The 23,525-nt window shown below is 69.8% G+C and carries 17 protein-coding genes; 2 read left to right on the forward strand and 15 right to left on the reverse strand.

Annotated features, from left to right (window positions below):
- Window positions 1-4: 4 nt before the first annotated feature.
- From AC1DFU_RS03800 to AC1DFU_RS03830, 7 genes are all read right to left on the reverse strand, one after another.
- On the reverse strand, window positions 5-1,441 hold the full coding sequence (locus tag AC1DFU_RS03800; protein WP_441591367.1) for an O-antigen ligase family protein: 1,437 nt from the start codon (window positions 1,439-1,441) through the stop codon (window positions 5-7).
- 55 nt (window positions 1,442-1,496) lie between these two features.
- Complete coding sequence (locus tag AC1DFU_RS03805) at window positions 1,497-3,803, reverse strand: polysaccharide biosynthesis tyrosine autokinase (RefSeq protein ID WP_092294236.1); 2,307 nt, start codon at window positions 3,801-3,803, stop codon at window positions 1,497-1,499.
- A 21-nt stretch (window positions 3,804-3,824) separates the two neighbouring features.
- Window positions 3,825-5,006: a polysaccharide biosynthesis/export family protein gene (locus AC1DFU_RS03810; protein WP_092294234.1), complete on the reverse strand. Its 1,182-nt coding sequence runs from the start codon at window positions 5,004-5,006 to the stop codon at window positions 3,825-3,827.
- Window positions 5,000-6,115 (reverse strand): glycosyltransferase, encoded by a 1,116-nt coding sequence (locus tag AC1DFU_RS03815; protein ID WP_441591182.1) that lies wholly within the window; start codon window positions 6,113-6,115, stop codon window positions 5,000-5,002. The genes AC1DFU_RS03810 and AC1DFU_RS03815 overlap by 7 nt, the downstream gene beginning before the upstream one ends.
- 94 nt (window positions 6,116-6,209) lie before the next feature.
- Window positions 6,210-7,601, reverse strand: a complete 1,392-nt coding sequence (locus AC1DFU_RS03820) for an undecaprenyl-phosphate glucose phosphotransferase (RefSeq protein WP_092294230.1) — start codon at window positions 7,599-7,601, stop codon at window positions 6,210-6,212.
- Between the two features lie 12 nt (window positions 7,602-7,613).
- On the reverse strand, window positions 7,614-9,158 hold the full coding sequence (locus AC1DFU_RS03825) for a mannose-1-phosphate guanylyltransferase/mannose-6-phosphate isomerase (RefSeq protein ID WP_441591183.1): 1,545 nt from the start codon (window positions 9,156-9,158) through the stop codon (window positions 7,614-7,616).
- A 31-nt stretch (window positions 9,159-9,189) separates the two neighbouring features.
- Complete coding sequence (locus AC1DFU_RS03830; RefSeq protein WP_092294228.1) at window positions 9,190-9,675, reverse strand: GNAT family N-acetyltransferase; 486 nt, start codon at window positions 9,673-9,675, stop codon at window positions 9,190-9,192.
- Window positions 9,676-10,083: 408 nt separating this feature from the next.
- On the opposite strand from AC1DFU_RS03830, the gene AC1DFU_RS03835 reads away from it, so the two are divergent.
- Both AC1DFU_RS03835 and AC1DFU_RS03840 read left to right on the forward strand, forming a co-directional pair.
- Window positions 10,084-11,100, forward strand: a complete 1,017-nt coding sequence (locus AC1DFU_RS03835; protein WP_255370795.1) for a DUF1839 family protein — start codon at window positions 10,084-10,086, stop codon at window positions 11,098-11,100.
- Window positions 11,087-13,072, forward strand: coding sequence for a serine aminopeptidase domain-containing protein (locus AC1DFU_RS03840; RefSeq protein ID WP_441591184.1), 1,986 nt, complete (start codon window positions 11,087-11,089; stop codon window positions 13,070-13,072). Before AC1DFU_RS03835 ends, AC1DFU_RS03840 begins: the two co-directional genes overlap by 14 nt.
- Before the next feature lie 53 nt (window positions 13,073-13,125).
- On the opposite strand, the gene AC1DFU_RS03845 is transcribed toward AC1DFU_RS03840, so the two are convergent.
- From AC1DFU_RS03845 to AC1DFU_RS03880, 8 genes are all read right to left on the reverse strand, one after another.
- The gene (locus tag AC1DFU_RS03845; RefSeq protein WP_441591185.1) at window positions 13,126-14,790 is read right to left on the reverse strand and encodes a glucosamine inositolphosphorylceramide transferase family protein; all 1,665 of its coding nucleotides are present in this window, start codon (window positions 14,788-14,790) and stop codon (window positions 13,126-13,128) included.
- 86 nt (window positions 14,791-14,876) lie between these two features.
- A complete protein-coding gene (locus AC1DFU_RS03850; protein WP_092294220.1) occupies window positions 14,877-15,599 on the reverse strand; it encodes a Crp/Fnr family transcriptional regulator in 723 nt (240 codons plus the stop codon).
- A 390-nt stretch (window positions 15,600-15,989) separates the two neighbouring features.
- Entirely contained in the window at window positions 15,990-18,539 is a 2,550-nt protein-coding gene (locus tag AC1DFU_RS03855; RefSeq protein WP_441591186.1) for a glycoside hydrolase family 2 protein, read from the reverse strand.
- Window positions 18,536-19,516, reverse strand: coding sequence for a DUF1839 family protein (locus AC1DFU_RS03860; protein ID WP_092294214.1), 981 nt, complete (start codon window positions 19,514-19,516; stop codon window positions 18,536-18,538). The genes AC1DFU_RS03855 and AC1DFU_RS03860 overlap by 4 nt, the downstream gene beginning before the upstream one ends.
- Window positions 19,517-20,482: an amino acid--[acyl-carrier-protein] ligase gene (locus AC1DFU_RS03865; protein ID WP_092294212.1), complete on the reverse strand. Its 966-nt coding sequence runs from the start codon at window positions 20,480-20,482 to the stop codon at window positions 19,517-19,519.
- A gap of 24 nt (window positions 20,483-20,506) precedes the next feature.
- Window positions 20,507-21,700 carry an acyl-CoA dehydrogenase family protein gene (locus AC1DFU_RS03870; protein ID WP_441591187.1) on the reverse strand — a complete coding sequence of 398 codons (1,194 nt, stop codon included), beginning with the start codon at window positions 21,698-21,700 and terminating at the stop codon, window positions 20,507-20,509.
- Window positions 21,700-21,942: an acyl carrier protein gene (locus AC1DFU_RS03875; RefSeq protein ID WP_092294208.1), complete on the reverse strand. Its 243-nt coding sequence runs from the start codon at window positions 21,940-21,942 to the stop codon at window positions 21,700-21,702. The genes AC1DFU_RS03870 and AC1DFU_RS03875 overlap by 1 nt, the downstream gene beginning before the upstream one ends.
- 174 nt (window positions 21,943-22,116) lie before the next feature.
- The gene (locus tag AC1DFU_RS03880) at window positions 22,117-23,523 is read right to left on the reverse strand and encodes an undecaprenyl-phosphate glucose phosphotransferase (protein ID WP_092294206.1); all 1,407 of its coding nucleotides are present in this window, start codon (window positions 23,521-23,523) and stop codon (window positions 22,117-22,119) included.
- Window positions 23,524-23,525: the final 2 nt, after the last annotated feature.

The following is a 23,525-nucleotide window of genomic DNA, read 5'->3' on the forward strand; positions in this document are numbered from 1 at the left end:
GGCATCATGGCGTGGCCCCGCCCGATGCGGCCAGCATGCGCGCGTAGCGATGGCCGATCACGGGCAGCGTCACGCCGAGCTGGAACAGGATGCCGTCGAACGCGTTCAGCGTGTTGCTGAACACCAGCATCGACACCAGCGCGATCGACGTCCCCACGGCGGCGGCAAGCAGCCGGTTGGACTTCATCGCCAGCCCGCGCTTCATCGCCCGGCCAATCATCCACAGCAGCCCGGTGAGGTAGAGCAGCGTGCCGGGCCAGCCCATCACGAACGGAATCTCCATCAGCCCGCTGTCGAACACGCCGAACTTGCCGAGCTGGCTGGTGGCGGAATCGAGCTTGGTGCCGATGCCGACCGAACCCATGCCCGCCCCGGCGATGTCGCTGGTCGCCGCGACCAGGAAGGACTCGTAGAAGCGCATGCGGATCTGGAAGCTGCGGTCGTCCTTGATCGAGGTGACGCTCTCCATGCGGTCCAGCACCGGCTTGGCGAACTCCTCAACGGCGAACATCGGCACGGACAGCGCGGACACGATCAGGATGGCGAGGATCACCCGGGCACGCGTGCGGGCGTCGATGCAGGCCAGCGCGTAGATCCCGCCGATGATCAGCCCGCCCCAGGCCGAACGCACGGCGGTGAGCATCAGCACCACCAGCCCGGACACCGCGCCCACCCAGACCACCTTGCCGCGCCCGGCCAGCATGAACAGCAGGCCGCCCATCAGCACCGTGGCGAGCGGCCCCGGCGAGTTGAGCGTGCTGAACACGCGGAAACTGAACGGCAGCGGCTCGCCCACCGAGCCGATGCCCGATTTCAGCATCCACATGGCGTCCCAGGGCGGCATCAGCACGTACTGGATCACCCCGTAGATGCCGATCACGAACATGCCCCAGCTGAACGTGGAGACCAGCACGCGCGAATAGACCGGGAAGTGCTTCCAGGTGGCCAGCACATGGAAGCCGACGAAGACCGGGATGATGGCGTAGCCGAACGAGAACAGCGCGGACGGCACCGAGTTGCGGATGCATCCCACCACCAGCGCGTACGTCATCGCCAGCACGATCAGCAGCGACGGAAAGGCGCGCTTGGTCGCCACCACGCGGTAGTGGGTGAGCACGGTCAGGCCGCTGAGGATGGCCACCAGCACCGGCGCCATCTGGATCGGGCTGATCGGGTTGTAGGCGCCGTTGAAGAAGTCGGCGATGCGGCGCACCTCGGGCGAGAGGAAGTAGAGCCAGCACATGAAGGACACGTACTCGGCCGGGTTGCGCCGGTAGCACATCAGCCCCACCAGCACGGCGCCGACCGGGTACGCCAGCTCCACCACGCGGCCCAGCCTGAGCAGGATCAGCACCAGCACGAAGGCGAAGAACAGCCCCGGCACCAGCGCCGGGTGGAGCTGGCGGTTGGCGCGGCGGGGGCCGTCGAGGGCGAGGGTCATCACGGGCGGGCTCCCGGGAGGGGTGCGTGGTGTGCGTGACGTGCGGGGCGGCGCATCAGGCGGGCTGCCCGGACGCGCGCGCGAGCGTGTCGCTCAGGCTGTCGGACTGCGGCACGGCCTCGCCGACCACGGTGTTGAGGATGCCCCCCACCACGTTGCCGCCAGCGCGCTTGAGCCGCTTGACCGCATCGACGATCTGTTCCTCGGTATGGGCGCCCGTGCGCAGCACCATCACGGTGGCGCCAGCCAGCGCGGAGACGGCCATCGCATCGTTGTGGTCCAGCACCGGCGGGGTGTCGATGATGACGAGGTCGTAGGTGCGCGAGTAGGTGTCCAGCGCCTGGCGGAAGCGGGTGTTCATCAGCAGCTCGGCCGGCGTGGCGCCGAAGTTGCCGGCGGGCACGATCCAGAGGTTCGACACGCCCGTGGGCACCACGGCCTGGTTGGCGTCGATGCGGCCGCCCAGCATTTCCGAGAGGCCCATGCCGGCGGCCCGGTTGAAGTAGCCTGACAGGCGCTGGCGGCGCAGGTCGCCATCGATCAGCAGCACGCGGCGGTTCGACTTGGCCAGCAGCGTGCCGAGGTTCGACGTGACGAAGCTCTTGCCGACCCCGGAGGTGGCCCCGACCATCGCCACCACGCGGTGGCCCATCTGCTCCAGCGTGAACTGGAACTGGGTGCAGATGCCGCACAGCGCCTCGATGGCCTCGTCGTGCGGCCGGCTCTCCGCCAGGACCGGACGGGTGGCGGCGGGCAGCCATTCCTCGGCGCGCTCGGGCGTCACCGGCACGTGCTCGGCGCCGGCCAGTTCCACCGGCAGCGGCAGCTCGGGCGGGGCCGTGGCCTCGAGCCGCGAGTAGTCCTCCAGCCAGCTCTGCGCCGGGCTGAACGGAATCTCGCCGAACATCGGCAGCGCCAGGCGGCGTTCGATCTCCTCCATCTCGTGCATGCGGCCAAACACCGCGCGGCGCATGAACACCGTCAGCACGGCCAGCACCAGTCCGAGGATCAGCCCGGCCGCGATGATCAGCGCCCGCTTGGGCTTGACCGGCGACGACGGCACCAGCGCCTCGTCCAGCACATGCACATTGCCGACCATGCCGGCGCGGTTGATCATCAGCTCCTGCGTCTTGTTCTGCAGCGAGATGTAGATCTCCTGGGCGATCTTCACGTCGCGCTCCATGCGCACGCCGGCCTTCTCGGACGCGGGCATGTCGTGGAAGCGCGATTCCAGCTTCTGTTGCAGCGCGCGCAGCTGCCCGAGCTGCGTGTCGATGGTCTGCACCTGCGGATGGCCCGGCATGAAGCGTTGCAGCAGCTGCGTGCGCTGCAGGTTCAGCTGGGCGATCTGGCGATCCAGCTCCAGCCCGCCCGCGAGGTAGGACTGGGCTTCCGACGTCGGCTTCACCGCGCCCTGGCGCTGTTGCAGCGCGGCCAGCGCGTCCTCGGCCTTCTCCAGGTCGGCGCGCACGCGCGGCACCTCGGCGTTCAGGAAGTCGAGCGTGCGGGCGGTTTCCTCCTGATGCCGCTCCAGGTTCTGCCGCACGTAGGACTGCACCACCGCGTTGGCGATCTGCATGGCGCGCACGCGGTCGCTGCTCTCCATCGAAATCTGCACGATGCCGGTCTGCTTGCCCTGCTCCAGCACCAGCAGCGACTTGGCCAGCCCGCCGATGGCGGCAAGCTGGTTCGAGCGCGTGACCGTGAACTCGGTGCCGGGCCGCGCCACGAGCTTGCCGATGCGGATCTGCAGCGGACCGTCGTCGGCAATCTCGCCCACCTGCCCGGTCAGCAGCTTCACCCCTTCGGGGTCGTACAGCGCGAAGCTGTCGTTGCCGAGCGCGCGCAGCGTCAGCGGCACCCCTTCCAGCGCCGCCGGCACGCCGAGCAGTTCCAGGTCGATCTGCTCGCCGCCCCAGGCGTAGCGCGACAGGCCGAACCAGGCCGGCGCCGGCTCGCCCGACTTGGCGAAGCGCCGCGCCAGGTTGCCGAGATAGGGCATCACCACCGGCGACACCGAGACGTTGAGTCGGAACGCGTTCACCACCGGCTCAAGCACCGAGCGGCTGCGGATGATCTCGATCTCGGTCTCGGTCCCCAGCTGCGAGGTGCCGCCCATCACCTGCGAGGCACGCGACAGCGGGCTGTCCGAGTTCTTCGCCTGCACCTGGAGCAGCGCATCCGCCGCGTAGATCGCCGGCAGCGAGTAGGCGTAGAGCGTGGCCACCGCGGCCACCACGGCCGTGATGCCGATCACCCAGCCAAGCTGCTGGCGCACCATGCGCACCAGATCGCGCAGGATGAACTCGTCGTCCTCCAGGGGCAGTGGCGTACCGTAGGGACGCTGGAAAGGGGTATTCATGTCGGCTCCGTCCTGACGATGCTAGCGAGCCAGTTCCACTGTGAAGAACAGGGTCTGGATGGTGGGGGTGATCTGGTCGAGCACGCGGTTGAAGCGCACGGCGTCCGAGGTGCCGACGTAGACCACATCAAGTGGCTCGAGCCGGAACTGCGTGGACAGCAGCATCGCGTCCACCTGGGTCATGTCCAGCCGGTACACGTCGGGCGTCTGCGGCTTGTCGCGCATGCCACGGATCACGAAGATCTGGCGCGGGTCGGCCGCCTTCACGTCGATGCTGTTCACGCCTGCCAGCGCGTCGGCCAGCGACAGCCGTCCCTTGTTCATCAGCAGCGACTGCGGGCGCGCCACCTCGCCGAGCACGAAGATGCGGCTGGACAGGCGGTCCGGCACGTAGACCACGTCGCCGCCGCGCAGCAGGAAGTCATGCGCGCCGTTGCGGCGTTCGATCAGCGCCTCGAGGTCGAACTCGAACAGCTTGCCGTCGCGGGTCAGGCGCACCTTCTGCACGTCCGCCTCCGGCGCGAAGCCGCCGGCCCGCGTGATGGCGTTGACCAGCGTCACCGGGACGTCCGTCACCGGCAGCATGCCCGGCGTGCGGACCTGCCCGGTCACGTCCACGCGCTTGCTGCGGTAGGCGATGACGCGCACATCCACGCGCGGGTCGCGCACGGTGTTCTTGATCGCCCCGGTGATCATGGCGCGCACCTGGTCGACGGTCTTGCCGCCCACGCGCAGCTTGCCCACCGGCGGGTAGTACATCTCGCCGGTACGGTCCACGCGGTAGCCGCTCTGGTCCGATGGCAGCCCGGTCGGGGTGACCTGCGGCACGCCGGGCACGGGCGCGGTGGCGCCGGTGACCGGGGCGGTCAGCAGGCCGGAACTCATCTCGGGGTGGTCGAGCACGGTCACGCCGACGAGGTCTTGCGGTCCGATCAGGTATTCGTAGCCGTCGAGGTCGTCGCCCAGCTTGCCCGTGCGGGCCGGCGAATCGGGCACGGCGGCGGCCAGCGCGATGGAGTCCGGTTGGGCGCGCACCACGTCGGCGGTGATCAGCTTGACCGGATAGACATCCGTGCCGGTCTTGGCGGACAGGTCGTCCTGGATGCGGCTGCTGTCCAGTGCGGGCCCCGGTGCCCAGGTGCAGCCGCCAAGCGCGGCCAGCATGGCCAGCGTAACGAGGCGGGGGAGGAATCGATTTACCATGGCAGCTTCTCCTTGTCGGCGCCTGCGCGCCCTTGTTGCTGCATACCGATGGGAGTCATTGAAGCGCCGCCGGCATCGGGGCGGACGTCTGTTTCCGCACGTTCGGGCACACCGGACGTGGGCGGCACCACGTGGGGCATGCGCCGCATGGCGTCGGGGGCATGCAGCGCCATCAGGGCATCGGCCCGGGCGCGCTGCGCGAGCGCCATGCGCCGCCAGGCGCGGCCACCCTCGCCGCCCAGGCACAGCGCCAGTGCGCGCAGCCAGCCCGGGTAGTTGCGCGAGCCCGCCAGCACCTGCCACGCGCCCGCCATCGCCCGGCGGCTGGCCGGTACGCCGGTGGCGCGCAGGTGCTCGTCGAGTACCAGGTGGAGGTTGTAGCTGGCGTTGTAATAGGACTCGGCGTTGAAGACCGCGCGCTGGTCGGCATCGGCACGCGGCGCCGGAAAGTGATCGACACACAGCGCCGGGTCGTACAGCAGCCGCCAGCCCGCACGGCGCACGGCCAGGCTGAAGGCGAGGTCGTTGTGGACCTGGGCGCCCGCGCCGCGCAGCCGCGTGTCGAAGCGCAGCCCGGCCACCGCGTTGCGCCGCCACGCCATGTTCACGCCCTTGAGCACGTCCACGTCGCGCGGCGCGCCGGCGCCGATGTGATGATTGCCGATCACGCGGCCGTACCAGCGCACCTGGCCCACGCAGTTCGCCGCGCCTTGCAGGACGCGGCCGGCTTCGTGCACGCGGTCACGCCCGCCCACGCCGCCGAGGCTGGCATCGCGCGCGAAATGGCCGCCGATACGCGCCAGCCAGTCTGGATGCGGCGCGGCGTCGTCGTCGGTCAGGCACAGGATGTCGCCGCGCGCAGCCGCGAAGCCGCGGTTGTTGGCGGCCACCTGGCCCGGCTCGTCCACCGTCACCAGGCGCAGGCCCGGCAGGGTGTCGGCGCTGGCCGTGGAGAGCCAGCGCGAGAGCAGCGCCAGCGTGGGCGCGTCGTCGGCGCGCGCCACCACCACCACCTCGTCGGCGGGGCGCTGCTGGCGCGCCAGCGCGCGGAGGCAGCGGTCCAGGTCGTCGCAGCGCCTGTAGCTGGGAATGATTACCGATAGGTCCATCTTGGCGTCCCCCGGCGGATCAGCGGGCGGGCTCCATTGCCGCGCTGCCTTGCCGCCACATCACATACCGTGTCTCAGTACGCCCGCGCTGCTCTCAGTAGGCATTGCGCCGGAGCAAAATGCACGCCGGCGTGCGCAGGATGATCTGCATGTCGAACCAGAACGACCAGTTCCGGATATAGAACAGGTCGAACTTGACCCGCGTTTCCATCTTTTCCACCGTGGACGTCTCGCCGCGATACCCGTTCACCTGCGCCCAGCCGGTCAGGCCAGGGCGGATGCGGTAGCGGTGCATGTAGCCCTCCACCAGGTTCTTGTAGAGATCGTCGTGCGCCAGCGCATGCGGGCGCGGCCCCACCAGCGACATCTGTCCGCGCAGCACGTTTAGCAGCTGCGGCAGTTCGTCGATCGACAGCGCCCGCAGCACCGCGCCCACGCGCGTCACGCGCGGATCGCCGCGCCGCGCCTGCGTGACCGTGCCGGGCGCCTCGTCGTGCAGGCACATGGTGCGGAACTTGAGGATCTCGAACTCGCGGCCGTCGTAGCCCTTGCGGCGCTGCCGGAAGAACACCGGCCCGTGCGAGGACTGCTTGACCAGCGCCGCCACCACGACGAACAGCGGCACCAGCGCCACCAGCGCCAGCGCAGCCGCCACGCGGTCGAAGATCTCCTTCGGCCAGAGCTGGTATTCATCGGCCGGCGAGACGGCCAGGTTCAGCGTGGGATAGCCGAGCACCTTGTCCACCGAGCACTGCAGATGCGGCAGGCCGCGCAGGTCCGGCATGTAACGGATGTCGACAAAGTCGTTGCGGAACTCGCGCACGAAGCGGCGCACCAGATGCTGGTCCGCCAGCGGCAGCGCCAGCCAGATCTCGTCGATGGCGCGCGCGCGGACCATGCCGGCAAAGTCGCGGAAGTTGGCGCAGACCGGCACGTTGTGCAGCCACTCGGGGGCATCGTCGCTCTCGTCATAGACGCACACCGCCCGATACTGCGCGCCCGGCGCGTGGGCCAGCTGCGCCAGCATGTTGCGGGCATGGGCGCGCGTGCTGACCACGGCCACCGTGCGCGTGCGCGTGGCCGCCCGGCCCAGCCGCCGCGCCACCCAGCCCGGCACCAGCCGCGCCAGCACCAGCATGCCCGCGGAGGCGGCGGTCACGGCGATGAACCACGAGGTCGGCACGTTCTCCAGGCGCGGCGTGCACAGCAGCGCCATGCCGGCCAGCGCCACCACGCCGCAGGCCGCCAGCACCCGGTGGGTGAGCTGGCTGAGCGAGCGGTCGCGCCACTGGCCGTAGACCCCGAACGCGGCGAACAGCACCACCGCCAGCAGGGCGTTGAACAACACCAGCATGGTCTGCGTGTCCGACCAGGCCAGCGGCAGGCCATGGCCCGGCAGCGCGGCGGGCACCATGAGCTGGTGCACCAGCAGCGCGCTGCCCGCCACCAGCAGCAGGTCCAGCGCGCAGGCAATCAGCCCGGTCATCGCGGCATCTCCTTACTTGCGGCCATAGTTGTCCTCGAAGCGCACGATGTCGTCTTCCCCCAGATAGGCGCCCGACTGCACCTCGATGATCTCCAGCGGCGTCTTGCCCGGGTTTTCGAGCCGGTGCAGCGTGCCGATGGGGATGTAGGTGGACTGGTTCTCGCTGAGGATGCTGACGGTCTCGCCGCAGGTGACGCGCGCGGTGCCGCGCACCACCACCCAGTGCTCGGCGCGGTGGTAGTGCATCTGCAGCGAGAGGCTGGCGCCCGGCTCGACCACGATCCGCTTCACCTGGAAACGGTCGCCATGGTCGATGGCGTCGTAGCAGCCCCACGGGCGGTGCACCTTGCGATGGTTGACCACCTCGCTGCCATGCTCGGCGCGCAGGCGCTGCACCACGTTCTTCACGTCCTGCACGTGGGCCTTGTCGACCACCAGCACGGCGTCGGCGGTTTCCACCACCACCACGTCATGCACGCCCACGCAGGCAATCAGCCGGCCTTCCGAGTGGGCGAGGCAGGCCGTCGCGCCATCGAACACCACGCGGCCCCGCGCGGCGTTGCCAAGCGCATCCTTGGGCGCGATGTCCCAGATCGCGGCCCAGGAGCCGACATCGGACCAGCCCGCATCGAGCGGCACCACGCGCCCGGGCACGTCGGGCAGGCTTTCGAGCTTTTCCATCACGGCGTAGTCGATGGAGTCCGACTGGCACGCGCCGAAGGCTTCGCGGTTCAGCTTGTACGTGTCGCCACCCGCCTCGCCAGCCTCGTAGGCGGCGCGGCACTGCATATACATCTCGGGCTGGAGCTGGCTCACCGCGCGCAGCCACACTGCCGCGCGCACCACGAAGATGCCGCTGTTCCACCAGTAGCCGCCCGAGTCCACGTAGTGGCGGGCCAGTTCCAGGTGCGGCTTCTCGACGAATTTTTCGAGCGTGTAGGCGCCATCGACCGCCGTGCCGCCGGCGCGGATATAGCCGTAGCCGGTTTCCGGCGAGACCGGCACCACGCCGAGCGTGACGATGGCACCGGCGTCGGCATGGCGCACCGCCGTGGCGAGCGCCTGGCGGAACGCCGGCACGTCCGTCACGCTGTGGTCGGCCGGCGTCACCACCAGCACCACATCGCCCCCGTCCGTAGCCGCCATCGCGTGCAGCGCCGCCACGGTCAGCGCCGGGGCGGTGTTGCGGCCGCAGGGCTCGGTCAGCAGGCGCGCGGGCTTGCCGGCGCGCTTCATCATGTCCGCGATCATGAAGCGATGTTCCTCGCCGCAGACCACCAGCTGCGGCGGCTCGATGCCGGCCGGGCGGCCTGCCAGCACCGCCACGCCGTCGAAGCGGTGCGCGGTGGCCTCCAGCAGCGTGTCTTCCGCCACGAGGTTGAGGAGCTGCTTGGGAAACTGTTCGCGCGAGAGCGGCCACAGCCGCGTGCCGGCGCCACCGGCCATGATCACGGGCTGGATCGGAAACTGGATGACGGGCAGTGCCGCGGTCACGGGCGGCGCGAGGGCTGCGCCGAGCGTAACGGGCGGCAGGCCCACCGGAATCGGTTGGTTCATGGAATGCTCTCCCGGCCGGGCCGCATGCGGCTCAGCGTGTCAGACGGAACAGCCGGGCGCGCGCGCGGGGCGGCTGCCAGACCATGCCGATGAAATGCGTACCGTGTTCCAGGTACGGGCCCTCGCGCTTGCTGAAGCCGAACCCCTCGCAAAATTCGCGCAGGTAGAACGGCACCTGGATGCCCACCGGCGCACCGGGCCAGCGCGTCTGGATGGCCTCCTGCGCGCTGCGCATCAATGCCTCGGCCGTGCCGTCGCCGCGACGCGACATGCGCGTGAGGAACTTGTCGATCCGGATCTCGCTGCCTTCCCCCTTGAGCAGGCGGGCGTAGGCCACCACCTGCTGTGTGTCCTCGGCCGGCTCCACGCCGAGCACGTGCGTGCCGACGATGTCCTTGCCGTCGACGTCGAGCAGCAGACTGCCCTGCTCCACGATGAAGACCTCGCTGCGCACGCGCAGGATCTGATACAGCTCCCGCGTGGTCAGCTCGCTGAATTCCTTGTCCACCCAGTTCATGCCCGCCTTCCTGGTCTGTCCAAAGGCATGGACGGCGCTGCGCACTGCGCTCACGCTCCCCATGCTCACCGCTGTCTCTCAATGCGCGCGCCGCAACGCTGGCGGCACGCGTCCCAATCCATGAGTTGCAGTGTAGGAACGGCCCCTCGCCGTCTCTGTACGCTTCCGCACACCTTGCCCGGCGTGCGGTGGCGTGCCCATCAGAGCGCGAAAAGGCCGGGAAAAGTGCCACTGCCTGCACGCGGCCTGCCCCTTGCCGGTGCCCCGCCAGCATGCGCGCAAACGTGCACCTTGCTGCGGCGCCTGTGTTGCCTCGCGCACCAATCTTTGGCGCGGTTGGGGCTGTAATGGAGACCGTCTGGCCGCGCCCGGCTGCGCGGCATGCCTACACAGCGGAGGAGAATCCATATGAATGTCACGGCGACCCTGGCACGCAGCACGCCGCAGCCCGCGCCGCATGCGCTGCATGGCGAGGACGTGATCTGGCAGGAGACCAACTGCTACATCGACCTGTGGATCGAACTGCTCAACGGCTGGGGGCTCGAACCGCGCGCCGCGCTGCCGTTCACCGTGACGCAGGACTTCGAGGGCGATCACTTCACCTTCTTCAAATACCCGACCAACGACATCGAGCGGCTCTACGGCACCGTGGTGCAGGAGATGGCGCTCTACGATGCGCTGGAGGCGCATCTCGTCGAACAGGTCGGGCGCGGCCACACGGTGCTGGTGGAGGTAGACAGCTACTACCTGCCGGACACCAAGGCCACTTCCTATCGGCAGAAACACGTCAAGACGTCGATCGGCGTGGACATGATCGACGCGCAGGCGCGCCGGCTGGGCTACTACCACGGCCTGGGCTACCACACGGTCAATGGCGACGACTACGAGGGCCTGCTGCGCCTGACGCCCGAACTCTCCGGCAATCCGGACCTGCTGTTTCCCTACGCCGAGTGCGCCAAGCGCGTGCGCGCGCCGGTGGCGCCGGGCATGCTGGCCGATGCCTCGGTGCGGCTGCTGCGCGAGCATCTGGCGCGGCGCCCCGCCGCCAACCCGGTGAGCCGGCTGCGCGCGGTGTTTCCGTCGCATATGGAGCGGATGCTGGCGCGCGGCGATGCCTACTTCCACCAGTACACCTTCAACGTGCCGCGCCAGCTCGGCGCCAACTTCGAGATGCTGCATCACTACCTGACGTGGCTCACGCGGCAGGGGCACAAGGTGCCCGAGCCTGTGGTGGACGCGGCGCACAGCATCGCCACGGAAGCCAAGGTGCTGCAGTTCCGGCTGGCCCGCGCGGTGGCGCGCGGCCGGACCGATGCCTGCTCGGACTGCCTGGATGTGCTGGAGTCCGCCTACGACCGCACGCTGTCTGGCCTGGTGGCCACGTTCGGCGCGGCGGGGCCGGTGCACGTCCATGCGGGTGCCTGAGGGCGGCGGCGCCATGGGCGGCGCGGGCGACGGCCCGAACGAGGACGGACACGGGGACGGACACGGCGGCCACGGGCCGCATGGCCCGGGGATGGTGCACGCCCTGATGGAACCGCTGCTGTTCGACGGGTGCTACGGCTGGCTGCACCGGCCCATCGTCCCCCTTGCCCCCCTTGCCCCCCTTTCTGCCGATCCCTGCGGCGTGGTGCTGTGCAACCCGTTCGGGCAGGAAGCGATCATGACCCACCGTGGCTGGCGCTACCTCGCCACGGCGCTGTCCGCCAACGGCATGCCGGCGCTGCGCTTCGATTACCACGGCACCGGCGATTCCGATGGCGACGAGAGCGATCCTGCCCGGCTGCAGGCGTGGACGGCCAGCATCGTGGCCGCCGTGCGCGTCCTGCGCGAACGTACCGGCGTGACGCGCGTGGCCTTGTGCGGCATCCGCCTCGGCGCGCTGCTGGCGGTGCTCGCCACGCAGGAGATGGAGGCGGAGGCGATCGACGCGCTGGTGCTGCTGGCGCCGGTGGTGCGTGGGCGTGACCATCTGCGCGAACTGCGCGCGTTGCAGAGCACCGCGCGATCGTCCCCGGCCGACCAGCTCGATCCGGCCGAGACCGAAGACTTCATGACCGTGGTCGGCAACCGCTTCTACCGCGACACCATCGACGTCATCCAGACGTGCGACCTCGGCAAACCCGGGCAACTGCACCAGCGGCCCGCCGCACGCATGCTGATCCTGTCGGCCAGCACGCTCGACGGCGCCGGGCGGCTGGCCGAGAGCGCCGCCGCGCTCGGCTGCGACGTGACGCAGGCGCCGTTCGACGAATACGAGACCTATGTCAGCTATCCCGAGCTGAACGACCTGCCCTGGCAGGCGTTCCGGCACACCACGGCGTGGCTGGCCGGCGTACCCGAGACCGATGTGCGCGAGCCCGACAACGCGCGCGTGCGCCGCCTGTCCGCCGACGACGCGCCGGTGCTGCACGGCGACCGCTTCGTGGAGCGCCGCGCGCACTACGGCGCCGACGGCCTGTTCGGCATCCTGTGCGAGCCGCCTGCCGCCGCGCGCGGCGACGGCGCGCCGGTGGTGCTCATCATCAACACCGGCGCTGGCCATCATGTGGGCGATGCGCGCATGGGCGTGCTCTGCGCGCGCTACCTTGCGCGGCGCGGCATTGCGTCGATGCGGATGGATCTGGGCGGGATTGGCGACAGCGTCTCGCTGGCGCTGCCCCAGTACGCCTTCCAGCCCTACGGCAGCCACCTGCGCCGCGACGTGACCGCCGCCGCCGCGTGGCTGGCCGCGCAGGGCTTCGGCCGGGTGGTGCTGTTCGGCATCTGCTCGGGCGCCTTCGTGGGGCTGCACGCGGCCACCGGCAGCGAGCACGTGGCGGGCGCGGTGCTGGTCAATGTGCAGAAGTTCCAGTGGCCCGAAGGGCTCGGCATCCAGGACGTGGTGCAGCAGCGCCCCAGCCCGCGCCAGGCGGCCACGCGCGTGTATCTAACCGCCGCGCTGGACACGCAGAAATGGGTACGCGTGTTCAAGGGCGACGCGGAAATCGGCTCGATTGCCATGGAGTTGAGCCGCCGCATCGTGGCCCGCGTGCGCACGCGGGCGCAGACACTGGCCGCGTGGATTACTCGCGCTGATACGCCAGTGCGTCAGGTGCACGGCCTCATTCGTCGGCTCGATGAACGCAGCGTGCCGGTGTGGCTGGTCTTCGGCGGCTACGATCCGGGCCTGGGGGAACTCGCCACGCACTTCGGCGCGCGCGGGCGGCAACTGCGGCGCTATCGTCATGTGAAGTGCGTGATTTCGGATGAAGTGGACCACGCGCTGCGGTCCTACGCGGCACGCGAGGCGGTCTACGCCATGCTCGACCAGTACCTGCGTACCCATTTCTGCGAGGACGCGGACACCATCGCGGCCCTCGTGGCCGGCATCGATCCGGAGCCGGCGCTGCGCTGAACCAAGGCGGTACAGCGGTCGAACGGGCGCCCGTAGCCGGGCGCCCAAGGCACTCAGAACACGAACTCCCGCCGCACGTGGTCCACCACGGTGACCGTGCCGGTGCTGGTCATATGGTGCGAGCCGATCAGCCGCCGGCCGAAGTCGGGGTCGATGCGGCGCACCTCGCGCTCGCGGTACGCCTCGTCGGAGACCGCCAGCACCTCGTTGACGATCAGCCCTTCGCCATAGCGGTCGAAGCCCTGGCGCTGCGCCAGCCGGTAGATGCGCCCGCCGTCCATGATCAGGCCGGCATTGCGCCCGCCGGCCGGGTCAATCCGCACCGGGTTGGCCGCGCAGGGCGTCCAGTCCGTGCCGAGCGGGGACGGCCCCGAGAACAGGTACAGCTCGCTGCAATGGTCCTTCACGTCGGCGGGGTCCATGCTGGTCAGCATCCACCATTTGCCGTCGCGCGGGAACAGCACGGTGTCCGCGGCGGAGACGTTGTCCATCAGCACGGCGGCCAGCTCCCACTTGAGCGGGAATTCGGCGCACCGATAGACGCGGATCTGTCCGGACCCCGAGCATTCGGGGCACATATATAGCGCCCCTTCGTACGAGAACAGGTACGGGAACGACATGTGGTACGGCTCGACGATCACCGCGCCAAGGTCCACCGCGCGATGGCCGACGATTTCCAGCGCCGAGATATGGGCGCGGCCGGTGGCGTAGCGGTAGTCCTCCACGAAGCAGACCACGCGCCCATCGGGCCCGGTCCACAGGAAGGGATCGGCCCAGAAGCGGCCGCGCGGCGCGGTCACCTCCACGGCCTGCCGCAGATCGGCGTTGCGCCAGGAGCCTTGCAGGATCGAGATGCCGAACTTGCGCCGCATGTGCAGCGCGCGCTGGGTGCCCTTGATCGCCGCGCGCTTGAACAGGCGGCCCGCGTAGCCGACGAGGTCGCGCGCACGGGGCCGGGCCAGCCCGGGAACCGGCGCGCCGGCCGGCGAGGGCAGCGTGCCCGTCGTGGCGATGCCCGTCAGCAGCGCGCGCAGGTGCACATCGGCCTTGCGGTACAGGTGGGCCTGGTTTTCGAGGTAGCTCACGCGCGTGCCCACCCGGCCCGCGCGCAGCACGCGGCGCGTGCCGTCGATGCGTTCGATGGCGAAGCCGGTGGCCGGCTCGGCGTGCCGGCATTCGTCGAAGCCGGCGGCTGGCGCCACGCCGCCCCGGCCATAACGCATCCACAGCGTGCCGATGCGCGCGGCAGCCGCAATCCGCGCATCGACCGTGGCGGGGCCGAAGCCGAGCAGCAGGTCCAGCCCGAGGGCGCGTACCTGTTCCACCGCGGCGACGTCGAACTGTATGTGACCGTTGGCGCCGGGCATCGGCGCGGCAATGTCCAGGCGCTCGGGGATCGAGCGCGCGAGGTCGTGGCGGGTCAGGTGGCCGCGATAGGTACCGCGCAGCACCGTGCCTTCGGCCCGCATCAGGCCGCGCAGCGTGGCCGCGAGCAGGCGGTCCCACGGCGAGACGCCGCCCTGCACGGGCCCGTGCACGATCAGATGGGTGATGGCCAGGCCCGGCTGCTTGCGGGCCCAGAGCACGAGCTGGTAGAGGTGATGCAACGCCTGCGGGCTGTCCAGCAGCAGGCCGATGCGTAGCGGGACGACTGCCGCCTGGGCGTCGCCGCCCGGCTTGGCATCGAGGTCGGGCAAGTCAAGCGAGGTGACCGTCATAGCGGGCTCTCCGGTTGGCGCAAGGATCCTTCGGCAGGAATGCGATGCGGCGCGGCGTGATGCCGCGCCGCATCGCCCTGCGGAAATCAGGCTTGCACCAGCGCCGGCAGCAGGCGGTCGTACTCGCGCTTGACGAGCTTGTAGCATTCGCAGGAATGCTTCTCCAGCCCGCAGCGATCCAGCACCGTGATGTGGCCACGGCTATGGTGGATCAGGCCCAGGTCCTCGAGCTTGCCCGCCGCTTCGGTCACGCCCTCGCGGCGCACGCCGAGCATGTTGGCGATGACCTGCTGCGTGATCACCAGTTCGTTGGAGCTCATGCGGTCGATGGCCAGCAGCAGCCAGCGGCACAGTTGCTTGTTGAGCGAATGGTGGCGGTTGCAGGCGGCGGTCTGCGCGATCTGCGTCAGCACGGCCTGCACGTAGAGCAGGGTCACGCGTTGCAGGGCGGGCATGTGGGCCAGTTCGGCACGCAGGGCGCGGGCGGGGATACGGTAGGCGAAGCCGGGGCTGCGCACTTCCACGCGGCTCGGCATGGTGTCGCCGCCGGTGACCACGGGAATGCCGACGAGTCCTTCGTTGCCGACGGCCGCGAATTCCACCGTGGCGCCGTCTTCGAGCAGCGACAGCAGCGACACCACCGACGTGGTCGGGAAGTACACGTGGACGATGCGCTGGCCCGAGTCGGTCAGCAGCTCACCGGCGCGGAGCCGGACCAGTTCGAAATGCCGCGAAAGCGTTTCCCATTCGTGACGCGGCAACGCGTTGAGCAGGTGATTGACATGCAAGTCTGACCGATGCGTAATCATGGTGATTCTCCTCCCTCTGACCCGGGAGCAGCATCGGTCCTCCACCCCGCATGGCAATCTCCATGCAGGCTGTGACCCGATCTCGCCGCTCCACCCGTTTGCGTTTTCTGGCGATCTCTGGCAGCCCCGTAGCTGCCACCCTCTTTACCCCCGGCACCTCGCGGGCCCCGGTTTTGCTATCTCGTTGTTGACTCTATTAAGGGCCATGCAGATCAGAATCGACAGTAGGCAGACGGTTGGTGCGGCGGTCATGCTTTGGGAGGGAAGGAGGATACAAACGGCGGAGAGGCGGGGATGACGCGGGGATGACGCGCGACGGGCCGGAGCCGGCGGATGTGCCGCCCTGCCGCGCCGCATATGGCGCAGCGGGCAGGGGTTGAGAGGATGAGATCAGGCGTCGTAGGAGAGCGGGCGCTCGGCGTTCAGGGCGGAGATCTCGCCTGAAGGAATGGCGTCCGACCCGCCCCCTCCCCCTGCCTCATTCATCAGGCGGATACGCCGCGATTCCCCCGGTCCAAGGTGGAACCAGTCCTGCTCCGGGCGGTACGCATGGTCCTCGATGTGCACCCAGCGTGCAAAGCGCTGCGCGCTGACGGTCAGCCACCACACGCCCTCCACCTGTTCCACCTGCGCACTCAACCCTGGCGCGCGCAGCGCGGCGGCGCGGCGGTCCGGCAAATACGCCGCCTGGCTGAGCAACGCGTTGCTGTCCGCGGGGTCGTGCAGGGTGGCCAGGACGACGTCGTGCGCGGGCGGGCCGAAGCGGTAGGCGTAGGTGAAATCGAAAAAGTGATCGATGAGTTCCGCCGCGACGAGCCGGCGCGTCTCGCGCGGGGCCAGCGTGAGCGTTTGCGTGGCGTGGACGGTGGCGATTTCGCCATCGCGCAGGCAGCGGAAGGTCAGTTGCACGGTGCGCGGCGTGGCCGATTCGTTGACCACGTGCACGTGCAGCCCGTTCAGGCCCTCGTCGGTGATCAGCACCTGGAGCGGCTGCCAGACCTGCCGCAGCGCATGCCAGGCCGATTTCGGCCGGCCCCGGGCATCGACGATGCCCCAGCCGGCGCCCGGCAACAGGTCCTGCAGTTGCCAGACCAGCCCGCCCATGCAGGTGGAGCCGGCGCGGCGCCATTCGCTGAAGACGTCGGTCATGATCTCGGCCACCACGGCGCGCGAGAGCGCGAGGTAGCGCGCCGGCTGCTCGTAGCGCAGGCGGGGCGGATCGACCTCGTACAGCGCCCGCAGGTAGAAATCGCGGATGTCCTCGAAATCCCAGGCGGAACCGGCGTCGCGCGGCACGCGCGCCTTCCAGCGCGGGTCGTGCAGCGGCTGCGAGAGCCCCGCCTCGGTCAGCGTGCGCGCGCACGGCACGTTGGCGAAGGCCAGGCACTCGGACGTGAAGCGCACGTTGGCCAGCCGGGCATCGGCCAGCGGGCGCTGGTAGGCGCCCACGCCGTAGTAGTGCGTGATGCCGGTATCGGGCTGGAACGGCCAGGCGCCTTCGCTGGGCGAATTGCGCACATAGACCACATCGGGACGATGCTCGGCCACGAGCGCGGGAATCAGGGTGTCGAACAGCGGCTGGCGCCACGCGCCGCGCGGCGTGCCGAGCATGGCCGCCTGCTGCTCGGCCTCGCTGCCGCCGCAGAGCACGGCGAGGCTGGCATGGGCGCGCGTGCCGGCCAGCCACTGGGCGACCTCGCGCGCGGCGTCGTCCATCAGGGCCGGCGACGCGCTGGTCTCGCTGCCATAGTCGAAATTGGCGAACATGAAGTCCTGCCAGACCATCAGGCCGAGGGCATCGCACTGGCGGTAGAACGCTTCGCCGGGATAGCAGGTCACGCCGCTGACGCGGACCATGTTGGCGCCGGCATCGCGCGCCAGCCGCAGCCAGTTGGCCACGGCGTCGTCGGTGTCGGCCAGGCCCGGCAGGTCGTGGCTGGAGACGCAGGCGCCCCGGCAGAACACGCGCTCGCCGTTCACGCGCAGCGCAAACGCGCCGGGCTCGCCGTCGCGATCTTCGGTGATGGTGCGGAAGCCGGTCTGGCCGCAGGGGATGGCATGGCCACCCACTTCGGCCTGCACGCGATACAGCGCCGGCTCGCCGTGGGTATGGGGCCACCAGCGCCGGGCATCGGGCACGCGCAGGGTGCCGGCCAGCGAATGCGCGCCCACACGGCGCAGTTCGCCCTGCCAGACCCCGCCATCGGACCCTTCGGCCCGGAAGCTGCCCTGCATCGGCGCCGGGCCGGGAAAGTGGAGTTGCAGTGCCACCACGCCGTCGCGGCCATCGAGATGACCGGCCAGCACGGCGCGCGCGCCATGCACGACGTCCGCGCCTTCGGGGTGCAGCAGTTCGATGTCGCGCCACGGGCCCACCGCGTGCACGGGCGGGCACCAACCGGGCATATGGCCGAGCAGCGTGGTGCGCACCGCGCGCAGCGTGGGCGGCTGGATCATGCGCGGCTTCCAGCGCACCGCGCCGCGCTGCGTGCGCAGCCACGGATGCAGCGCGCGGAAGCAGATATGGAGCACGTTGTCCGCACCCTGGAGTTGCACCGCCACCTGGTGCGCCACGAACATATGGCGCGTGGTGAGCACCTGCACGCCGTTGAGCCAGACTTCGGCCAGCGTCGCCAGCCCGTTGCAGCGGAGCACGCGGCGGCCACTGCCGGCGAAGTGGAGCCGGTACCAGTAGTCGTGCTGGTGCAGCGGGGGCGGGGCGGACTCGTCCCACCGGCCGGCGGCGCGCAGCGCGCTGGCCACCGTGCCCGGCACCGGCGCGGGCAGCCAGTGCCCGTCCTCGCCCAGTTCACGGGGATGCGTGGCCGCGCCGGCCAGCGTCTCCAGGAAGGTCCAGTCGCCCTCCAGCCGCGCATCGCCCACGGCCACGCCGGACCACAGGACAGGTTGCAGCGCCGGTTCCGGATCACGCGCAGTCATGAGACGGTCTCCCCGAAATAAGCGGCCAGCGCCGGCACGGTGCCTTCGTACGACAGTTCGAGCTGGTCGAGGCAGTCCTGGCACGGGTCCGGCTTGTGGCTGATGACGGCGCGCATCAGGCGGAACTGCATCACCATCGCCTCGGACGCCATCGTGTAGCAGGCTTCGCAGATGGCGTCTGGCAGCGGCTGGCCGTGTTCCGAGAGCCAGCGCAGGTAGCGCCCCAGCAGCTCGAAGTTGGCGCCAAGCTGCCGCAGCACGCTGGCCGCGTAGACCTGGAAGTTGGGCTCGCCGCGCGCCATCAGCTGCTCCAGGTGCGCGGGAAACGCGCTGCGGAACGCGGTGATCGGGTTCTGGCGGGGCCGGCAGGCCAGGTGGTGACGCAGCAGTTCCAGCGAGGCCGCGACCAGCGCCTCCCCCGCCTGCGCCGGAAAGCGCCGGCGCACGACCTCGGCATGGGGGAACGCGGGCGCCTCCCACTCGGGGGCGATGGTCGCCTGACGGAAGATGGCCGTGTAGTCGTCCCCGCTGGCCGTGTGGTAGCCATCGCCATGATAGAAGCCCACGGCATTGGCCTCCGGTACCAGCACGTCGATGCCGATGGCCGAGCGCGTGTGCTGGCGGCGGTAGGCATTGGGCGGCTGCGGCAGGTAGAAGCCGTCCACTTCGAGCAGCACCACGTTGCCCCGGCAGGTCTGCGCGGCCACGTGGGTCTCGAGCTTGTCGTAGGTGGACAGCTCATTGGTGTGGATGCCGTACAGGCGCTCAAGATCCCCAGGCGGAAAGCTCGACAGCGTGAACTGGTCGCCCTCGAAATCCTGTGTCACGGCGAACGGCAGGGCCGCCACGGGCTCCAGCTCCCATCCATGCAGCAGCTCGACCCAGAGATCGATATGGCGATTGGCGTGTGCCCACACCGGATTGCCACCATGCAATGCCGGGCCGCCCCGCGGCCGAAGCCTGCCGTCACCGTACATTTACTGGCCTCCGAGCGTTTCCCGTACCGACTGCGGCCAACGGGCCGGATCCAGCCCGTGATGCTTGAGCAGCGCCAAGGTGAGACGCTCGATGCCAAAACCCACGCAGCCGGTGTGCGCCGTGCCGCCATCGGCGGTGCGGATGCCCCACAGCGCGCCGAAGTGGTCCATGTGATAGTTGAAGCTCATGCAGGCGGTGGGCCCCAGCCCGTCGTTCACCGGAATCAGCAACTCGAACTTGAGCTTCAGCTCGCGCTGGCTGTCCGCCACGATCTTGCCGCCGCGCCCGAAGAACGGGTCGTTGGCCACCTCCACCTCCATCGGCAGGCCCAGCGCCTGCACGGCGGCCTGGCCGCGCTCCATCCACAACTGGCGGAACGCGATGATCTGCTCGGGCGAGCCGATGCACACGTATTCGTGCTGGCGGAACAGCTGCATGCGGGTGGGCTCCAGCGACGGCTCGTGCCGGTAGCAGTAGGACATCACGTTGATGATCTTGCCCTCGGGCGGCAGCGGCCCGCGCCGCGCCACGACCGGATACACCGGATAGCAGGCGGCCGGCGTCAGCACCACGCCGGTGGGCTGCTGCTGGTCGGTCCAGTCTTCCTTGTCCTCGAGCCGGGCCAGCAGGCGGCGATGGCCGCGGTCGTCGCCGCAGAAGCTGTGGATGGTGCCGGCGAGCTGCGGAAAGCTCTTCAGGTACTCGCTGGTCTCGAAGTCGTGCTGGCCGATGGCCGGCGGGAAGCGCAGCGTCTCGGCATGGTGATCCGCGCCCAGCCGCATCACCATGCGGTTGAGGCTTTCGGCGATGGCCTCGAAGGTCTCGCTACGGCCATACAGCCCGAGCACGCCGCTGGGAATCAGCAGCCCGGCCTCGGTCAGCTGCTCGAGGAAGGTGGGCGCAGCCGCGCTGCCACCGGCTCCGCCGATGGCCTGCGCGTCTGCCGTTACGGTTTGGGCGTCCATGGAAGCTCCTTGTTTCGACTTCTCTCAGGTCCGGTCGGCCAGCAGCAGGTTGGCCGTGTTGGACAGGATGCGATCGTTGTTGATCATCAGCGGCGCCGACCACAGGTCGCGCAGATGGCGCCCCAGGCTGAACGGCGTGCCGTGCTTGTAGCCGGCCATGCCGCAGACCAGCATGGCCTGCTGCACGACTTCGAGCGCCATGGTGGAGACGGCCGTCTTCAGCCCGTTCATCTCGGCGGCCAGGGTGAAGGACGACACCCCCTGGGCCACATGCCGCGCGCGCTGGTGGGCGAGCGCGAGGTCCAGCCGGGCCTCGATCATCTGGAGCAGGCTCACGGCCTCCGCCACGCGCGGTGCGGACGGCGGCATCGAGCCCGGACGCGCGCGCGCCTGGCCCTGGAAGAAGGTCTTGGCGCGCTGCACGGCATCGCCGGCAATGCCGAGCCAGAGTGCGCTCCAGACGATGTGCGACACCGGCGTCATGGTCTCGTCGGCAATCTGGCCGAACGGCACCGGCAGGATCTGCGCCACGTCGCCCGCCGCTTCGAGGCGGAAGCCGTTGCTGCAGGTGCCGCGCATGCCGAGCGTGTCCCAGGTGTTCAGGCTCTGCAGCGTGTAGTCAGCCTTCAGCGCGCAGACCAGCACCTGGTCGGACGGCGCGGCGTCGGCGCTGCGGCGTGCGGTGATCAGGATGCCGTCCGCGTGCGCGCCGTACGAGATCGTCGGCGCCATCTTGAGCAGGTGGAAGCGCTCGCCCTCGGCGTTGACCGCGCAGCCGCTGTTGCGCAGCGCGCCGCCAATGGCTTCCTCCGAGGTGGCCGAGGCCAGCAGCAGCTGCTCGCCCGCCACGCGGGACAGCAGGCCCTCGTGCCACGGGCTGCCCATGCCGTGCTCGAGCACGCACGCCACCTGGATCTGGTGCATCGCGTAGACCATGCCGGTGGCGGCACAGGCGCCGCCCAGCACGCGGCAGATGGCGGCCACGGTATCGAGCGTGGCGCCGGCGCCGCCGAGGTGCGTCGGGATCATCGCGCCGAGCAGGCCGTGCTCGCGCAGCGTGACGAAGGCTTCATCCGGGAAGCGCGCGTCGCGGTCCACCGCATCGGCATGCGTGGCGGCGACGGCGGCGGCAGCCTGGGCGGCGGCGATCAGGGCGGCGGGGTCCGCCGGTGCGGGATGCGGCGACGCCTGGTCCACCGCGGCGAGAACGGGGTTCATCACGCAGCCTCCTGCAGTTGCGAGGCCGCCGCCGCGAGCGAGTTCACGCTCTTGAAGAGCTGGCGGGTCAGCATGTGATCCGGAATCTCGATGTTGAACGCGTTCTCGATGGCCAGCATCACGTGCACCGTGGCCAGCGACGACAGGCCCGCCTGGTAGAGGTCGGCCTGATCGTCCAGCGTCTCGATGGGGACGTCGAGGCGGGCCACTTCGGCAAGGATCTGTCGGATGGTTTCCTTCATGGCGTATCTCCTGGTCAGAAGGCAGGTGTGGCGGCGGCCGTGGCGGGCGCCTGTTTAGGATCGGTTCCTGCTCACGGTGCCATTGGGCCGCAGCGGGGGCACGGCTTCGGTGCGGTGTCCAACAAACTCCCCGGGGCACGCGCGACAGGTCACATTGCCGCGCCGGGTCAGCCGTCAGTAGGCGTCCCGGCCGGTCCAGCCGTAGACGGCGGTGTGGCCGATGATGCGGAGGTCCAGGACGAAGGACCAATTGCGGATGTAGAAGATGTCGAACTCGGTACGCCGGCGCATTTTCTCCACCGTGTCGGTGCGACCCCGGCAGCCGTTGATCTGCGCCCAGCCCGTGATGCCGGGCTTCACGCGGTGGCGCAGCATGTAGCGGTCCACGATCTCCTTGTAGAGCTCGTTGTGCTCGATGGCGTGCGGGCGTGGGCCGACCACGGACATCTCGCCGCGCAGCACGTTCAGGAACTGCGGCAGCTCGTCCAGGCTGGTGCGGCGCAGGAAGGCGCCCACGCGCGTCACGCGGGGGTCGCCGGGCGCGGCCTGCGTCACGCCGGCATCGGTGTGCGCCACCATCGACCGGAACTTGAAGACGTGGAACGGCTGGCCGTCCATGCCGAGCCGCGCCTGCCGGAACAGGACCGGACCCGGCGAGGACAGCCGCACGGCGAGGGCAATGGCGAGCAGCAGCGGCGACAACCCGAGCAGCACGGCCAGCGCGAACACGCGGTCGAAGCTGGCCTTGACCAGGCCGGTCACGCCCGAGTCGGGCGGGCTGTTGAGGTCGATCACGGGCAGGCCCATGAACTCGGAGAAGCGATGGCCGAGCAGCTCGACGGACATGATGTCCGGCACCCAGCGGATATCGACGAGGTCGTTGCGGAAGTGGAAGACCACGTCGTAGAGGTCGCGGCAGGCCGCCATCGGCAGCGTCAGCCAGATCTCGCGCACGCGGTGGGCGTGTACGAAGGTGCAGACCTGATCGAGCGAGCGCAGCGGGGCCACGCCTTCGGGGAGGTCGTCGGTGCCGGCTTCGTCGTAGATGCCCACCACCTCGTAGCCGGCGCCCGGAATCTGCGCCACGCGGCGGAACATGTCGTGCCCGAGCGGCCCGTAGCCGAGGATCACCACGCGCTTGGCGTTGATGCCCTGCTGGCGCACGCTGCTCAGGGTGCCGTAGAGCACCACGCGCGAACTCACCAGCCCGACCGCCGACCACGCCACCCAGAGCACCGACCACAGCCGCGACACGCCAGCCACCTGGTGCAGCAGGAAGGCGGACACCAGCGCCAGCAGGCAGACCACGCTCCAGGCCGCCAGCACGCGCACGGCCAGCCCGGCCTTGCTGCGTCCGCGCCAGGACCCGTACAGGCCGCAGGCGGGAAAGATCAGCAGCGCGCCCAGCGCGCAGAAGGCGGTCAGGAAGCCATGGACCGGCGCGGCGCCGCGCAGGCCTTCGGGGAAGACCAGTTCGCCGATGGCAAAGCCGGTGGCGCCGATGACGAGGGCGTCGGTCGCGCGGTACAGGTACTGGAAGGTTCCCTGTCGCCCAGCGACGAAGGCGCGCACTGCTGACATGT

The sequence above is a fragment of the Cupriavidus sp. 10L45 genome (genome assembly GCF_056395225.1).

Bases quoted from the DNA above. Each gene is read 5' to 3' on its own strand.
- AC1DFU_RS03800 (WP_441591367.1), bottom strand. From the start codon at position 1,441: ATGACCCTCGCCCTCGACGGCCCCCGCCGCGCCAACCGCCAGCTCCAC.
- AC1DFU_RS03805 (WP_092294236.1), bottom strand. From the start codon at position 3,803: ATGAATACCCCTTTCCAGCGTCCCTACGGTACGCCACTGCCCCTGGAG.
- AC1DFU_RS03810 (WP_092294234.1), bottom strand. From the start codon at position 5,006: ATGGTAAATCGATTCCTCCCCCGCCTCGTTACGCTGGCCATGCTGGCC.
- AC1DFU_RS03815 (WP_441591182.1), bottom strand. From the start codon at position 6,115: ATGGACCTATCGGTAATCATTCCCAGCTACAGGCGCTGCGACGACCTG.
- AC1DFU_RS03820 (WP_092294230.1), bottom strand. From the start codon at position 7,601: ATGACCGGGCTGATTGCCTGCGCGCTGGACCTGCTGCTGGTGGCGGGC.
- AC1DFU_RS03825 (WP_441591183.1), bottom strand. From the start codon at position 9,158: ATGAACCAACCGATTCCGGTGGGCCTGCCGCCCGTTACGCTCGGCGCA.
- AC1DFU_RS03830 (WP_092294228.1), bottom strand. From the start codon at position 9,675: ATGAACTGGGTGGACAAGGAATTCAGCGAGCTGACCACGCGGGAGCTG.
- AC1DFU_RS03835 (WP_255370795.1), top strand. From the start codon at position 10,084: ATGAATGTCACGGCGACCCTGGCACGCAGCACGCCGCAGCCCGCGCCG.
- AC1DFU_RS03840 (WP_441591184.1), top strand. From the start codon at position 11,087: ATGCGGGTGCCTGAGGGCGGCGGCGCCATGGGCGGCGCGGGCGACGGC.
- AC1DFU_RS03845 (WP_441591185.1), bottom strand. From the start codon at position 14,790: ATGACGGTCACCTCGCTTGACTTGCCCGACCTCGATGCCAAGCCGGGC.
- AC1DFU_RS03850 (WP_092294220.1), bottom strand. From the start codon at position 15,599: ATGATTACGCATCGGTCAGACTTGCATGTCAATCACCTGCTCAACGCG.
- AC1DFU_RS03855 (WP_441591186.1), bottom strand. From the start codon at position 18,539: ATGACTGCGCGTGATCCGGAACCGGCGCTGCAACCTGTCCTGTGGTCC.
- AC1DFU_RS03860 (WP_092294214.1), bottom strand. From the start codon at position 19,516: ATGTACGGTGACGGCAGGCTTCGGCCGCGGGGCGGCCCGGCATTGCAT.
- AC1DFU_RS03865 (WP_092294212.1), bottom strand. From the start codon at position 20,482: ATGGACGCCCAAACCGTAACGGCAGACGCGCAGGCCATCGGCGGAGCC.
- AC1DFU_RS03870 (WP_441591187.1), bottom strand. From the start codon at position 21,700: ATGAACCCCGTTCTCGCCGCGGTGGACCAGGCGTCGCCGCATCCCGCA.
- AC1DFU_RS03875 (WP_092294208.1), bottom strand. From the start codon at position 21,942: ATGAAGGAAACCATCCGACAGATCCTTGCCGAAGTGGCCCGCCTCGAC.
- AC1DFU_RS03880 (WP_092294206.1), bottom strand. From the start codon at position 23,523: ATGTCAGCAGTGCGCGCCTTCGTCGCTGGGCGACAGGGAACCTTCCAG.